Origin of the sequence: Caballeronia jiangsuensis, from assembly GCF_046030135.1 — a bacterium.
Lineage (GTDB): Bacteria > Pseudomonadota > Gammaproteobacteria > Burkholderiales > Burkholderiaceae > Caballeronia > Caballeronia jiangsuensis.
Map to the genome: position 1 here is coordinate 287,865 of NZ_JAQQDB010000001.1, position 14,046 is coordinate 301,910.

14 protein-coding genes are annotated in these 14,046 nt (G+C 66.8%); 11 read left to right on the forward strand and 3 right to left on the reverse strand.

Features of this window, described 5'->3' with window-relative positions:
* Positions 1-30: 30 nt before the first annotated feature.
* The 11 genes from PQR08_RS01270 (at position 31) to PQR08_RS01320 (ending at position 11,296) form a co-directional block, all read left to right on the forward strand.
* The gene (locus tag PQR08_RS01270) at positions 31-564 is read left to right on the forward strand and encodes a VOC family protein (RefSeq protein WP_238286901.1); all 534 of its coding nucleotides are present in this window, start codon (positions 31-33) and stop codon (positions 562-564) included.
* On the forward strand, positions 561-1,913 hold the full coding sequence (fahA, locus tag PQR08_RS01275; protein WP_250486800.1) for a fumarylacetoacetase: 1,353 nt from the start codon (positions 561-563) through the stop codon (positions 1,911-1,913). Before PQR08_RS01270 ends, fahA begins: the two co-directional genes overlap by 4 nt.
* Complete coding sequence (locus PQR08_RS01280; protein ID WP_250486799.1) at positions 1,910-2,677, forward strand: alpha/beta fold hydrolase; 768 nt, start codon at positions 1,910-1,912, stop codon at positions 2,675-2,677. The genes fahA and PQR08_RS01280 overlap by 4 nt, the downstream gene beginning before the upstream one ends.
* Before the next feature lie 24 nt (positions 2,678-2,701).
* Complete coding sequence (locus PQR08_RS01285) at positions 2,702-3,520, forward strand: FAD binding domain-containing protein (RefSeq protein ID WP_250486798.1); 819 nt, start codon at positions 2,702-2,704, stop codon at positions 3,518-3,520.
* A 21-nt stretch (positions 3,521-3,541) separates the two neighbouring features.
* Positions 3,542-4,009, forward strand: a complete 468-nt coding sequence (locus tag PQR08_RS01290) for an SRPBCC family protein (protein ID WP_238216392.1) — start codon at positions 3,542-3,544, stop codon at positions 4,007-4,009.
* 28 nt (positions 4,010-4,037) lie between these two features.
* Complete coding sequence (locus PQR08_RS01295) at positions 4,038-4,547, forward strand: (2Fe-2S)-binding protein (protein WP_250486797.1); 510 nt, start codon at positions 4,038-4,040, stop codon at positions 4,545-4,547.
* Positions 4,544-6,877 (forward strand): xanthine dehydrogenase family protein molybdopterin-binding subunit, encoded by a 2,334-nt coding sequence (locus PQR08_RS01300; protein ID WP_250486796.1) that lies wholly within the window; start codon positions 4,544-4,546, stop codon positions 6,875-6,877. Before PQR08_RS01295 ends, PQR08_RS01300 begins: the two co-directional genes overlap by 4 nt.
* Positions 6,878-6,900: 23 nt before the next feature.
* The gene (locus tag PQR08_RS01305; protein WP_250486795.1) at positions 6,901-7,626 is read left to right on the forward strand and encodes an enoyl-CoA hydratase/isomerase family protein; all 726 of its coding nucleotides are present in this window, start codon (positions 6,901-6,903) and stop codon (positions 7,624-7,626) included.
* A gap of 22 nt (positions 7,627-7,648) precedes the next feature.
* Complete coding sequence (locus PQR08_RS01310) at positions 7,649-9,214, forward strand: UbiD family decarboxylase (RefSeq protein WP_250486794.1); 1,566 nt, start codon at positions 7,649-7,651, stop codon at positions 9,212-9,214.
* A 101-nt stretch (positions 9,215-9,315) separates the two neighbouring features.
* Complete coding sequence (locus PQR08_RS01315) at positions 9,316-10,251, forward strand: LysR family transcriptional regulator (protein ID WP_035499977.1); 936 nt, start codon at positions 9,316-9,318, stop codon at positions 10,249-10,251.
* Between the two features lie 127 nt (positions 10,252-10,378).
* Positions 10,379-11,296, forward strand: a complete 918-nt coding sequence (locus tag PQR08_RS01320) for a LysR family transcriptional regulator (RefSeq protein WP_250486793.1) — start codon at positions 10,379-10,381, stop codon at positions 11,294-11,296.
* Here the strand turns inward: PQR08_RS01320 and PQR08_RS01325 are convergent.
* Genes PQR08_RS01325 through PQR08_RS01335 form a run of 3 tightly spaced genes read right to left on the reverse strand, consistent with a single transcriptional unit; the run spans position 11,287 to position 14,046 of the window.
* A complete protein-coding gene (locus PQR08_RS01325) occupies positions 11,287-12,210 on the reverse strand; it encodes an SMP-30/gluconolactonase/LRE family protein (RefSeq protein ID WP_250486792.1) in 924 nt (307 codons plus the stop codon). The two genes, PQR08_RS01320 and PQR08_RS01325, sit on opposite strands and share 10 nt — an antisense overlap.
* Positions 12,211-12,228: 18 nt before the next feature.
* Positions 12,229-13,254 carry an ABC transporter substrate-binding protein gene (locus PQR08_RS01330; protein ID WP_250486791.1) on the reverse strand — a complete coding sequence of 342 codons (1,026 nt, stop codon included), beginning with the start codon at positions 13,252-13,254 and terminating at the stop codon, positions 12,229-12,231.
* Positions 13,255-13,290: 36 nt separating this feature from the next.
* Entirely contained in the window at positions 13,291-14,046 is a 756-nt protein-coding gene (locus PQR08_RS01335; RefSeq protein ID WP_250486790.1) for an SDR family NAD(P)-dependent oxidoreductase, read from the reverse strand.

Below are 14,046 nucleotides of genomic sequence, written 5' to 3' on the forward strand. Positions count from 1 at the left end.
CTTCATCAAGCCGCATCAAGGAGACACAGCATGTCCGACCATCTGCCGCCCGTGCGCGGCCTGCATCACTTCGCCTGGCGCTGCCGCAATGCCGAAGAAACGCGTCATTTCTACGAGGACATTCTCGGCCTGCCGCTGGTTCATCTGATCCGCCTCGACCGCGTGCCGAGCACCGGCGAGCATTGCCCCTATGTGCATCTGTTCTTCGAGATGGCGGACGGCTCGAACATCGCGTTTTTCGATCTCGGCGACGACACGGCCGCCGAGCCCTCGCCCAACACGCCGCCGTGGGTGAACCACATCGCGCTGCGGCTCGGCACGCTCGACGAGCTCGAAACGATGAAGCAGCGTCTCGTCGATCACGGCATCGAGGTGCTGGGCGTCGTCGATCATCACTTCGTGCGCTCAATCTATTTCTTCGATCCGAACGGCCTGCGGCTCGAACTGACGGTGCCCGTCGCGTCGCTCGAAACGCTCGCTGCCTATCGACGACAGGCGCGGCCCGCACTCGACGCGTGGGCAGGCGAAGGCAAGAGCGCCATCGCGGAGACGCCTCACGCATGACCGCGCTCAACTCCACTCACGATCCGGCCCGGCGTAGCTGGATCGACTCGGCGAACCTGCCTGAAGCAGACTTCCCGATCCAGAACCTGCCGTTGGGCGCGTTCGTGCGCGACGGCATCGCACGCGCCGCCGTCGCCATCGGCGAACATGCGGTGGACTTGCACGCGCTCGCGGACAGCGGCCTGCTCGACGCGGGCAGCGATGCGGCGATCGCCTGCGAAGCCACGCGCGGCGGCACGCTGAACCGACTGATGGCGATGCCGCCTCGCCATGCGAGCGCCCTGCGCGCCGCGCTGTCCGACCTGCTGAAGAGCGATGCGCCGCAGCGCGCGCGCATGCAGGCGCAAGCCGACGCCCTGCTACCGCGCATCGATACGCTCGAACTGCGGCTGCCCTGCGAAGTCGGCGACTACACGGACTTCCTCACGTCGCTGCATCACACCGAGCGGCACGGGCGCTACAAGGGTCTCGCCGATCCGCTTCCGCCCGCGTTCAAGTCGCTGCCGATCGCCTATCACGGCCGCGCATCGTCGTTGCGCGTGAGCGGCGGCGACGTGCGCCGCCCGCACGGCCAGTATCGCGATACGAACGGACAGATCGTGTTCGGCCCCGCGCCCGCGCTCGATTTCGAGCTGGAACTGGCGGCGTGGATCGGCGAAGGCAATGCGCTCACGCAACCGATTTCCGTCGACGATGCGCACGCGCACATCTTCGGCTATTCGCTGCTCAACGACTGGTCCGCGAAAAGCATTCAGTGGTTCGAACAGGTGCTCGGCCCGTTTCTCGGCAAGAGCTTTCATTCGAGCGTGTCGCCGTGGATCGTCACGTCCGAGGCGCTCGCGCCGTTCCGCAAGGCGCCCGTTGCGCGCGCCGCGGACGATCCGCCGCTCATGGCGCATCTGCATGGCGCGCGCGACCGGCAAGAAGGCGGGCTGCATCTGGAACTGCACGCCGATCTGTCGACGCGGCAATTGCGCGAAGCCGGACATGACGCCGTGCGCATCACGCACACGCATCTGGACAACCTGTACTGGACCTTCGCGCAGATGGTCGCGCATCACACGAGCAACGGCTGCAATCTGCGCAGCGGCGATCTGCTCGGCAGCGGCACGATTTCCGGCGCGACCGACGCGGCGCGCGCCTGCCTCACCGAGCTGACGAACGCGGGCCGCGATCCGCTGCGCCTGCCGAACGGCGAAACACGAACCGCGCTCGAAGACGGCGACGAAATCGTGTTGAGCGCGCGCGCGTCGAAGGCGGGCGCGGTATCGATCGGCTTCGGCGAATGCCGTGGCCGCATCGCGCCGGCGTTCGCATTCGCGTCGCGCGAAGCGGGAGTGGCGGCATGACGCAGACGCTCAACGGCTACGTGCAGGTCGGCCACGGTCCGCGCAAGGTGCTCGCGATGAGCGGCTGGTTCGGCAGCGCCGCCGACTGGCAGCCGCTCGTCCCCGCACTCGACACCGATGCCTTCACCTACGTGTTCTTCGACTATCGGGGATACGGCCGCTCACGCGAGCGCGACGGCGCCTTCACCTTCGACGAAGCCGCCGGCGACGTGCTCGCGCTCGCCGATCATCTCGGCTGGGGCACCTTCAGTCTGATCGGCCATTCGATGGGCGGCGTCGCGATCCAGCGTGTGCTGCTCGCCGCGAACGGGCGCATCGATCGCATGGCGGGCGTGTGCGCCGTGCCCGCGTGCGGTTCGCGCATGGATGAGACGCGCCTCGCCGGATTTCGCGCGGCGGTGGACGACATCGAGCGGCGCGCGGCGATCATCGCGTTCTCGACCGGCAATCGCCTCGCGCCGCGTTTCACCGCGCATCTCGCGCGCGAATCGCAGCGGCAAGCGCGCGCCGATGCGTTCGCGGGCTATCTGCCGCACTGGGCCGCGAACGATTTCTCGTCCGAGGTGATGGGCAACGCGACGCCGGTGAAGCTTTTCATCGGCGAACACGACCCGACGCTCACCGCCGACGTGATGAATCGCACCTGGCTCGCGTGGTATCCGCACGCGAGCGTCGAAACGATCGCGAACGCGGGACATTACCCGATGTACGAAGTGCCGGTCGCGCTCGCGACAACACTCGAAAACTGGCTGAAACAGGCCTGACGGCCACCGGCCGCGGGAGACTTCATGTACGAAACCCTTTACCTGCGCCCGTCCTCGCTCGACGAAGCGCTCGGCCTGCTGCGCGAACACGAGGAGGCCCGGCCGCTCTCGGGCGGCATGACGCTGATTCCGACGCTCAAGCAGCGCCTCGCCGCGCCGTCGCATCTGATCGACCTCACGCGCATCGAAGCGATGCGCGGCGTGAGCGTCGAAGGCGGTGTGCTGCGCGTCGGCGCGCTGACGAAACACGCGGAAGTGGCCGCATCGAAAGTGATCGCCACGGCGATCCCCGCGCTCGCGCAGCTTGCGAACGTGATCGCCGATCCGCAGGTGCGCAATCGCGGCACGATGGGCGGCTCGGTCGCGAACAACGATCCCGCCGCCGATTATCCGAGCGCGGTGCTCGCGCTGAACGCACGCGTGCTCACTTCACAACGCCGCATCGGCGCGGACGACTTCTTCGTCGATACCTTCGAGACTGCGCTCGAACCCGGCGAACTCGTGACGGGATTCGAGTATCCGCTTCCCTTGCGCGCCGCCTATGCGAAGTTCCGCCAGCCGGCGTCGGGCTATGCCGTGGTCGGCGTGTTCATCGCGCAATTCGACGATGCGATTCGTGTCGCGGTGACGGGCGCGGGCGCGTCGGTGTTCCGTTGGCTCGATGCCGAAGCCGCGCTGGCCGCCGATCTGTCCGAAGCCGCGCTCGCCCCGCTGAAGATGGACGCCGCCGCACTGCCCGACGACGCCAACGGTTCGTCAGCCTATCGCGCCCATCTGATCGAAACCTACACGCGCCGCGCATTGCGGGCGCTGCTGGCGCAGCCGCTGCGCCAGCCTGCCTAAACCGTCTTCAGGAGACAAAGAATGGAATTCACCGGATCGCAGACCATCGCCGCCACGCGCGAACAGGTATGGAAAGGCTTGAACGATGCCGCAGTGTTGCAGGCATGCGTGCCCGGCTGCGAGGAGTTCATCGGCGAAAGCGACGACGAATACAAGGCCGTGGTGGTCGCCAAGGTCGGCCCCGTGAAGGCGCGCTTCAAAGGCACGCTCGTGATTTCGGATCGCGACGGCCCGAACGGCTACCGGATTCTGGGCCAGGGCGAAGGCGGCATCGCGGGTTTCGGCAAGATGAACGCGACGGTCACGCTCGCGGACGCCGACGAGGGCGGCACGCTCCTCACCTACGTCGCCGATGCGCAAGTGGGCGGCAAGCTCGCGCAGATCGGTTCGCGCCTCGTCACGTCGGTCGCGAACAAGCTCGCGGCGGAATTCTTCACGCGCTTCAACGCGACGATGAGCGCGGAAGCCAGCGCCGCCGCCGCGCAGTAAGCACGCAGCAAGACGAACGAGGTGAATCATGGCTGAAATCCAACTACGGGTGAACGGCGTCGACGTGAAGCGCGAGGTGCCGGACCAGACGCTTTTGGTCGAGTTCCTGCGCGAAACCCTGCGCCTGACGGGCACGCACGTCGGCTGCGACACGAGCCAGTGCGGCGCGTGCACGGTGCATCTCGACGGCGCCTCGGTGAAGTCGTGCACGGTGCTCGCCGCGCAGGCGAGCGGCGGCACGGTCACGACGGTCGAAGGACTGCGCGACAACGAGAGCGCGCCGCTGCATCCGGTGCAGAACGCGTTCGTGCAGTGTCACGGTTTGCAGTGCGGCTTCTGCACGCCGGGCATGATCATGGCGTCGAGCTACTATCTGCGCCAGCAGCCGTCGCTCGATGAAGAAAGCATCTGCCATGCGCTCGAAGGCAACATCTGCCGATGCACGGGCTACGTGAACATCATCGAGGCCGTGCGGCATGCGGCGCGCGAGATGTATCCGTCACCCGGCGACGCCGCGACGGAGGAAGCCACGCGATGATCGGCCAACCCATCCCGCGCCTCGAAGACCGGCGCTTCGTCACCGGCAACGGCCAGTACACCGACGATCTTCACGTCGAAGGCCAGGTGCACGCCGCCTTCCTGCGCTCGCCGCACGCGCATGCCGCGCTGCGCTCGGTCGACGTATCGGCTGCGCGCGAAGCGCCCGGCGTGATCGCGGTGCTCGTCGGCCAGGATTATCTCGATGACGGCTTCCAGGGCGTCGATCACGTGCCGAATCCCATCGACGCCGTCGATGCCACGAAGAAAGCCTTCCTTAGCTCGCTGACCGGCGAGATCTTCAACCAGCCGCATGTTCCGCTGCCGATCGACCGCGTGCGATACGTCGGCGAACCGATCGCGATGGTGATCGCCGAAACCGCGCTCGCCGCGCGCAACGCGACGGAGATGATCGACGTCGACTACGACGAGCTCGACGCCGTCGTCAACGCGGCGGATGCGATGCAGGACGGCGCGCCGCAACTGTGGGACGGCGCGGCGAACAATCTGTGCTTTCAGACGCAGATCGGCGATCGCGAGGAAGCGCGCCGCATCATCGCCGATGCGCCGTTCGTGCTCACGCGCGAATTCCATCACAGCCGCGTCGTGAACTGCCAGATGGAGCCGCGCGGCGCGATCGGCGTGTTCGACGGCGAAAGCGGCGTCTATACGCTGATCTCGGGCAGCCAGGGCGCGGTGCGGCAGAAGCTCTGTCTCGCCGCCGCGCTGAAGGTGCCGCCCGCGCAGGTGCGCGTGGTCTGCCCCGATACCGGCGGCGGCTTCGGTCCGCGTTCGTTCATCTACGTCGAGCAGCTTGCCGTGGTGTGGGCCGCGCGCCGCATCGGCCGGCCGGTGAAATGGACGAGCGATCGCAGCGAAGCATTCCTCTCGGACTATCAGGGCCGCGACCAGATCGTGCGCGCCACGTTCGGCTTCTCGCGCGACGGCCGCATTCTCGCCATCGACAACGCGTGGATCGGCAATGTCGGCGCGCATACGGTGTCCTATGTGCCGATGTCGAACGGCACGCGCATCATGACGACCGTCTACGACGTGCCGCTCGCCGCCGTGCACATCAGCGCCGTGCTGACGAACACGGTGCCGACCGCGCCCTATCGCGGCGCGGGCCGCCCCGAAGCGACGCACGTGATCGAACGCATGCTCGATCTCGCGGCGGCGGAACTGGGCATCGAGCGCGCGGAGATTCGCCGCCGCAACCTGGTCGCTCACGAGAAGCTGCCGTATCACAGCCCGATGGGCCTCACCTACGACAGCGGCGAATTCGCGCGCAACATGGCCCGCGCGCTGGAACTCGCCGAATGGGACGGTTTCGAGGCGCGTCGCGCGGCTTCGCGTGCGAAAGGCATGCTGCGCGGCATCGGGCTTGCCAACTACATCGAGTCGCCGGTGGGCGCGCCGCGCGAACGCATCGAGCTGACGGTGCTGCCGGAAGGCCGCATCGATATCGTGTCCGGCACGCAGTCCACCGGTCAGGGCCACGAAACGACCTTCGCACAGGTCATCGCGCAGCATCTGGGCGTGCCGATCGCATCGATCGCGCTGCGCACCGGCGACACGGCGTTCGTGAGCGTCGGCGGCGGCAGCCATTCGGACCGCTCGATGCGCCTCGGCGGCATGCTGCTCGTCGATACCGCCGCGCAGATCGTCGCGCAGGGCAAGCGCGTGGCCGCCGAGTTGTTCGATGTCTCGCCGGAACGCGTGAGCTTCGCGAACGGCGTGTTCGCCGATGCGGCTTCATCGCGCGAGATCGCCCTCTTCGACGTGGCCGCGCACATCGCCCGCGACGGCATGCCCGGCGAGCGCGCCACGCGCAAGCTCTACGCGGAAGCGGAAGTGAACACGCGCGTGCCCGCGCATCCCACGGGCGCGGCCGTCTGCGAACTCGAAGTGGACCCGGACACGGGCGTCGTGAAGCTCGTCAACTACACGTCCGTCGATGATGTCGGCCAGCCGATCAATCCGCTGATCGTCGAAGGTCAGGTGCATGGCGGTCTCGCGCAGGGCATCGGGCAGGCGCTCTCTGAAACCTGTTATCTCGATCGCGACACGGGGCAGGTGCTGACCGGCTCGTACATGGACTACGGCATGCCGCGCGCCGGCGTGATTCCACGGCTCAATCTCGAACTCACCGAAGACCCGACGCACGGCAACCCGCTGCGTGTGAAGGGCGGCGGCGAGAGCGGCATCACGCCTGCCACGGCGACGATCTTCAACGCGCTCGCCGACGCCCTGAAGGAATACGGCACCGAAGAACTCGCGATGCCCGCCACGCCGAAAGTCGTGTGGGAATTCATCCACCGCGACGCATGAATACGCTCACCAAGGAGACCAGCATGACCAGCCCTCACGTTGCGATTCGACGCAACGGCCCGCTCGTGGACGTGGTGCTCGACCATCCCGGGAACGGCAACCTGATCGATGCATCGATGAGCGAAACGATCATCGAAGCCGTCACGACGCTCGACGACGAAGTGAAGCTCGTGCGCATCCTTTCGAGCGGCCCCGACTTCTGCAAGGGCCGCCTCTCGCCGATGCCGCCGAAGGATGCAAAGCCGTCCGCCGAAACGCTGCGCCGCGTGGTCGCCGCGCCGCCGCTCGCACTGTACGACGCGCTCAAGGCGGTGCGCGTGCCGGTGCTGTCGGTAGTGCGCGGCGATGCGCTCGGCGTGGGCTGCGCGCTCGCGGGCGTGTGCGACATCGCGCTCGCATCCGACGACGCCGTGTTCCAGATTCCCGAAATGGAACGCGACATTCCACCGACGCTCGTGATGTCGGCGCTGATCGGCCGCGTGCCGGTGAAGACCGTCGCGCACATGGTGCTGAGCCGCGTGCGGCTGTCCGCGAGCGAAGCGCTCCAGGCGGGTCTCGTGAGCCGCGTCGTCCCGGCCGCAAGCCTCGACGCCGAAGCGGACGCGCTCGTCGAAACCCTGCTCGGCTGCAGCGCCGTCACGCTGCGCGCGGTGAAGCAGTTCCTGCATCTCGCGCCTGAAATGCCGGCGAGCGGCGCGAGCGGCTTCGCCGCCCATCTCGCGGCGACGGCGCTTTCCGCGCGCTTCTAAGACACGCATCAAGGAACCCAGATTGAGACCCAAGACCGCCATTCCCTCGACCGCAGACGGCACGCCCGCGCCCGACCTCGAACGCTTCCGTCTGCGGCGCTTTCTCGAATCGCTCGACGAGACCGAACTCGAACGCCATGACGCGAGCGTCGATCTCGCCGATATCGCCAGCATCATGGAAGGCAATCCGCGCGCCGTGTGGTTCAGCCGCCCGTCCGGCGGCGCGATCTCGCTCGCGGGCAGCGTCGCCGCGAGCCGCTCGCGCCTCGCGAAAGCCTTCGACACGACACCGCAACGCCTGCTCGACACCGTGCGCGAACGCCTGCGCGCGAAGGGCCGGCTCGTCGAAGTGAGCCGCGAGGAAGCGCCCGTGCAGCAGGTCGTGCTGACCGGCGACGACTGCGATTTCACCGCCCTGCCCGTGCATCTCCAGCACGAACTGGATGGCGCGCCGTACATCTCGGCGTCGATCGACTTCGCGGTCGATCCCGAAATGGGCTGGACCAACGTCGGCATTCGCAGGCTGATGCTGCGCGGGCGTCGCACGGCCGGCATCGATCTCGTCGCGCCATCGGATCTGCGCGCGATCGCCATCGGCCATGCGAAGCGCGGCGAGCGCACGCCGATCGCGTTCGCGGTGGGCACGCATCCCATCGATCACGTCGGCGCGACCATGCGCATTCCCGCCGATGAACTCGAACTCGTCGCCGCACTGCGCGGCGCGCCGATGGGCGTGGTCAAGTGCGTGACGAACGATCTGCTCGTGCCCGCCGACGCCGAGTTCATCCTCGAAGGCTATCTCGACGAACGCGGGCACGCCGAGCCCGAAGGCCCGTACGGCGAATTCCTCGGCTACTACGGCGGCGTGAAGACGAATCCGCTGTTCCATCTGACCGCGATCACGCATCGGCGCGACGCGGTGTTTCAGACCTGCACGATCGGCGGCCGCTCGATGGCGCGCACCGACACCGCGCAGCTCGCCGCGCTGCGCACGGAAGTGACGGTCTGGCGCGCGCTCGAAACCGCCGTGCGCGAAGTGAAGTCCGTCTATGCGAACCCGGCCACCGGCGGCATGTTCAACGTGCGCGTCGCCATGCAGCAACGCGTGCCGGGCGAGGCGCGCAACGCGATCGCGGCGGTGTTCGCGTCGCTCGCGAACGTGAAGCATGTGTTCGTGGTCGATCCGGACATCGACGTGTTCTCCGACGAACAGATGGACTGGGCGCTCGCCACGCGTTTCCAGGCCGATCGCGATCTGGTGCTTCAGGACAGCCTGCGCGCGATGCCGCTCGACCCGTCGCTGCTCGGCGCGACGAAGACCGCGAAGGCCGGCTTCGATCTCACGTTGCCGCTGCTCGCGCCGGGCGCCGAGCGCGACCTTGAGCATCGCGTGCCGACGCCGCCTGCGTATCGCGGCGCGCGCTTCGAATCGCTCGACGCGGCGCTCGAAGACGGACCGAAGCGCTTTTCCGAGCTGATGGCCGCGACGGGCACGCGCGACGGCCGCGAAGTCGTGCGCTGGCTCGAAGACACGGCGCAACGCCGTGGGATCGCGCGGGACGAAGAAGGCCGCTACGTCCTCGCGTAACGCCCCGGCGGCTGCCGAACCGGAGTTCCAGGGTACGGCAGCCGCTGCAACGGACGGGATAGAATCGGGCTCCACGCGCGAAAAAGAAACGGCTGTCGTCAATGAACCTGTCCCTCAAACAACTCAAGGTTTTTCTTGGTGTCGCGAACGCGTCGAGCTTCACGAAGACCGCGCAGAGCATGCATCTGAGCCAGGCGGCGCTCTCCGCGATCATTCGGGAACTGGAAACGCAGCTCGATTGCCGGCTGCTGGAACGCACCACGCGCACGGTCTCGCTGACCGAAGCGGGCCGCCTTTTCTATCCCACCGCAATGGCGATCGTCGAGTCGCTGGAGAAGTCGGTCATCGAGCTCAATGAGCTGGGGCGTCAGAAGCAATCGTCGCTGCTGCTCGGCTGCACGCCGATGATCGCCGCGAGCCTCATGCCCTCGGTGCTCGCGCGCTTTTCGAGCGTGTATCCGAATGCGCAGATCGAACTCGTCGATCGCAATCCGACCGAGCTCGTGCAGATGGTCGAGGAAGGCCATCTCGATGCGGCGTTCGGCGTGTTCTTCTCGCAGCTTTCCGGCATCGACCGCACGCCGATTTTTCCGACGCGGCTCGTCGCGGTGTCGCCCGCGCAGGCCGGCACGCCGCTGCGCGGTCCCGGCATCCGCTGGACCGCGCTGGAGAATCAGCCGCTCATCACGCTTCCGAAGGACAATCCGCTGCAACGGCTGATCGAGGCCACGCTGTCGAAGGAGGAAGTGACGGTCAGCCGCCGCATCGTCGTGGGTCATCTTCAGACGGCCATCGCGATGGCGCAGGAAGGGCTCGGCACGGCGGTCATGCCGTCCTTCAGCGAACATATCTGCTACCGCTACAACGTGCGCGTCGATGCGTTGCGACCCGAGGTGCCGCTCTCGTTCTATCGCATCACGCGAACCGGCCGCGACACGCTCGCCACGCTCGATCAGTTCACGACTATGTTCACCGAAGCCGCGAAGGAAGACCCCATCGGCGTGGGTGACAACGACATCGACGAGGACGAGGACTGACACTCGCGCGAGGCGGATCGGCGCATCGGTCCTGCCGCTGCCGTGGCTTTGCACTTGCAACTGCCCGCGTGCATACTCTCTGCACTGAAGCAACACTGCCGTTGGGAGACGGCTTCCCGGAGAGTCGATGCGTTTCGATCTGCAATCGCTGAAATTGTTCGTCGCTGTCTGCGAGCAGGGCAGCATTGCCCGCGCGGCGGAGGCCGAGAATATCGCGCCTTCGGCTCTCAGCAAGCGCATGTCGCATCTCGAAGACACGCTCAAGACCGCCCTCTTCGTGCGCAGCAACAAGGGGCTGGAACTGACCGCGGCGGCAGCCGCCCTCTTGCAGCATGCCCGCGTGCTCCTGCGCGATATCCAGCAGATGGAAAGCGAACTGCTCGATCATGCCGAGGGCGTGCGCGGCCAGATCCGGCTGCATGCCAGCCTCTCGACCATCGTGCAGTACATCGCCAACGACATCCGCGAGTTCCTGGAGCTGCACCCGGGGCTGCGCATCGATCTTCAGGAAAGCCTCAGCCCCGCGGTGGTCCGCGCGGTGGCGGAAAACACGGCCGACATCGGCGTGTTCGGCGGCACGACCGTGACCACCGGACTACAAGTCTTTCCCTATCGCAGCGACCGGCTGGTGGTCATCATGCCGCCCGATCATCCGCTCAGCCACGCCGGTCGGGTGAAGTTCCGCGAAGTGGCGAAGTACCCGCTGGTGGGACCGCAAGCGGGCAGCTATCTGAACTCGCTGGTGTTGCGCGCGGCGGCGGACCTGGACCATCCGCTCAAGCTGTCGATCCGGGTCAACGGCTTCGAGCCGGTGCGCAGCATGGTGGAGGCGCGCCTCGGTATCGGCCTCGTGCCCGAGCATCATGCCGAACGCTATGTCAGCTCGGCGCCATTGGTCGCCGTGACGCTCGACGAACCGTGGGCCGAGCGGCACTGGAAGATCTGCGTGCGCGAGGCGGAATCGCTTCCCGCGCCGGTTCAGCTCTTTCTCAAGCATCTGCTCGCGAGCCAGAATGCGCACCCGGCATCGGGCGATCACGCGTAAGCCAGCTTCAGGCCGGCCTGCGGCCAGGGCAGAGTTCCGAGCCGCCCCGTGCCCGAGAGCGTGACGTAAGCCGTCTTCATGTCGGCGCCGCCGAAGCAGATGTTGGTCACCATGCCGTCCGGCACCATCACCTGCCGCAGCACCTCGCCCGTGGGCGCGACCACCGTGATGCAGCCGGTGACGAGCGTCGCCACGCAGATGTTGCCCTCCGCGTCCACGGCCAGGCTGTCGAAGCGCTGATAACCCGGCAAGCCGCACACCAGACGCCCGCCGTGCGGCGACGGATACGGATGCTTGCGCGCCCGGCCAGGCGCCTCCAGATCGAACGCCCACAGGCGCGCGGTTTCGGTCTCCGCCACATAGACGACGCTGTCGTCCGGCGACAGGCCCACGCCGTTGGCCGTCGTCAGCGGATAGGCGACTTCGACGATCATCGAACCATCGGCGCGCCCGTAATAGAGACCCGCATGATCGCGATCGCGCAGCCTGTTCTTGCCGAAGTCGGTGAAGTAGAAGCCGCCGTCGTGATCGAAGACGATGTCGTTGGGACCGCACAGAGGATGGTCGCCGCAGCGGTCGTACAGCGTCGTCAGCGCGCCTGTGCGCGGATCGAATCGCTCGATGCGTCCGCTGGTATAACCCGGATGCACGCCCGGCCTGGTGCGATTCAGCCCGGCTACCGTGCGGAACAGAAAACCTCCGTTGTTGCAGATGTAGAAGACACCTTCCGGTCCCATCGCGAGACCGTTGGGGCCGCCGCTCACCTGTGCGATCACGCTCACCGTGGCGTCGGCGGCCACGCGGCTGATGGTCTCGCGCTCGATCTCGACCAGCACGATGGAGCCGTCGGCCATCGCCACCGGTCCCTCGGGAAATTTCAGGCCTTCGGCCAGAATGCGGATGCCGCTCTCCATCGTCGCTCCCTCGCCAGGTCAGTGCTTGCCGGCGTTCTCGACAAAGCGATTGTCGTACGTGGCCTTCAGATCGATCGACGCCTTGCCGATGTCGGGATCGAAGGCGGCCAGCACATCGTGTACGGTATGCGCGGCGGCGTCCGTCATCAGGCCGTCGCGCGAAATGCAGCTTCGCATGTTGCCGTAGGCCCGGGCGAAGACATCCTTGTCGGCCAGCGCGTATTGCTGCGGCACGGCTGCCGCGACCTGCTCGGGCGTCGCCTGCGCCATCCAGCGTTCGGCTTCGAGTATCGCGTTGGTCACCGCCTGCACAGTGTTCGGATTTTTGGCGGCGAACGCTTTCGTCGTGTAGATGGCCGCTTCCGGATAGTCGCCGCCCAGCGTGGCGCGGGTGCCGGCCGGATCACGCATCACGGCAAGCGGAAAGAGATCGCCGCTGCTCTGAAGCACGGTCGCGACCGGATCGTTGCTCATCAATGCATCGATTTGCCCGCTGCGTGCCGCTGCAATCGCACCGGCGGACGATCCCACGCCGATGATCGACACATCGCCCGGCTTCACGCCCGACTTGCTCAGCAGGTAATTCACGCCCATGTGAAAGCTCGAACCGGGCGAGCTCACGCCGATGCGCATGCCCTTGAGATCGGCATACGTCTTGACCTTGCCGTGGCTCGCGCGAGTCACGCCGAACACCCAGCCGGGACAGGAGGCCAGCGTCACGAACGAGACCAGTTGCTGGCCTTTGGCGGCCATCGTGATCGTGTTGGAATAGGCGCCCGCCACGATATCGGCGCTGCCGCCCATCAGCGCCTGAAGTGCCTTCGCGCCGCCGCTGAACACGCCGATCTCGACATCGAGCCCGGCCTGTTTGAAATAGCCGCGGCTGTCCGCGATGACGAAAGGCAGATAAGGGAATCCCACGCCCGCGGCAGCCAGATGAAGTTTCGGTTTCTCCGGCACAGGCGCGGCGCCGGCGGCCGACGCATTCACGACGACCGCGCAGGTGGCCAGCACCGGCAACACCAGACGCCAAAGCGCTTTCACGATGGTTTGTCTCCCGGCTTCATGTACAGGCTCGTCTCAGTAGGTCGCGCGTCCGCCGGACAGGTCGAAGACCGCGCCGGTGGTGAACGAATTCTCTTCGCTGGCAAGCCACGCGATCATCGCGGCTGCTTCGTCGAGTTCGAGGAAACGGCCGCGCGGGATCTTGCCCAGCATGTAGCGGATATGCTCGGGCGACTGCTCCATCGCGCCGGGCGTGCGCGCCACGGCGGGCGTGACGCAGTTGACGGCGATGTCGTGGCTCGCCAGCTCCTTGCCGAGCGACTTGGTCATCGCGATGACCGCAGCCTTGGCCGAACTGTAGGCCGCCGCATTCGGGTTGCCCTCCTTGCCCGCGACCGAAGCGAGATTGACGATGCGGCCGTAGTTCTGGCCGATCATGCCCGGCACCACCGCGCGGCAGCAGTGGAACGTGCCGTTGACGTCGATATCGAGCACCTGCTTCCACACGTCGACCGGATAGTCGATCAACGTGGCATTCGGACCGACGATCGCCGCGTTGTTGATCAGGATATCGATGCGCCCGCAGGCTTTCAGCGTCCCCGAGACCGCGGCTTGCACGCTCTCGTAATCGGCGATATCGACACGTTCAAAATGGACATCGTGCCCGCCCAGTTCGGCACGGGCCTGCTCCATGCCCGCGGGATTGATGTCCCAGATCGCGAGCCGCGCGCCGGAGGCGAGCAGCCGCTGCCCGACCGCGAGGCCGATGCCCTGTGCGCCGCCGGTCACGACGGCGATGCGGTCCTTCAGATTGATCGCGTTGGTCTGCAA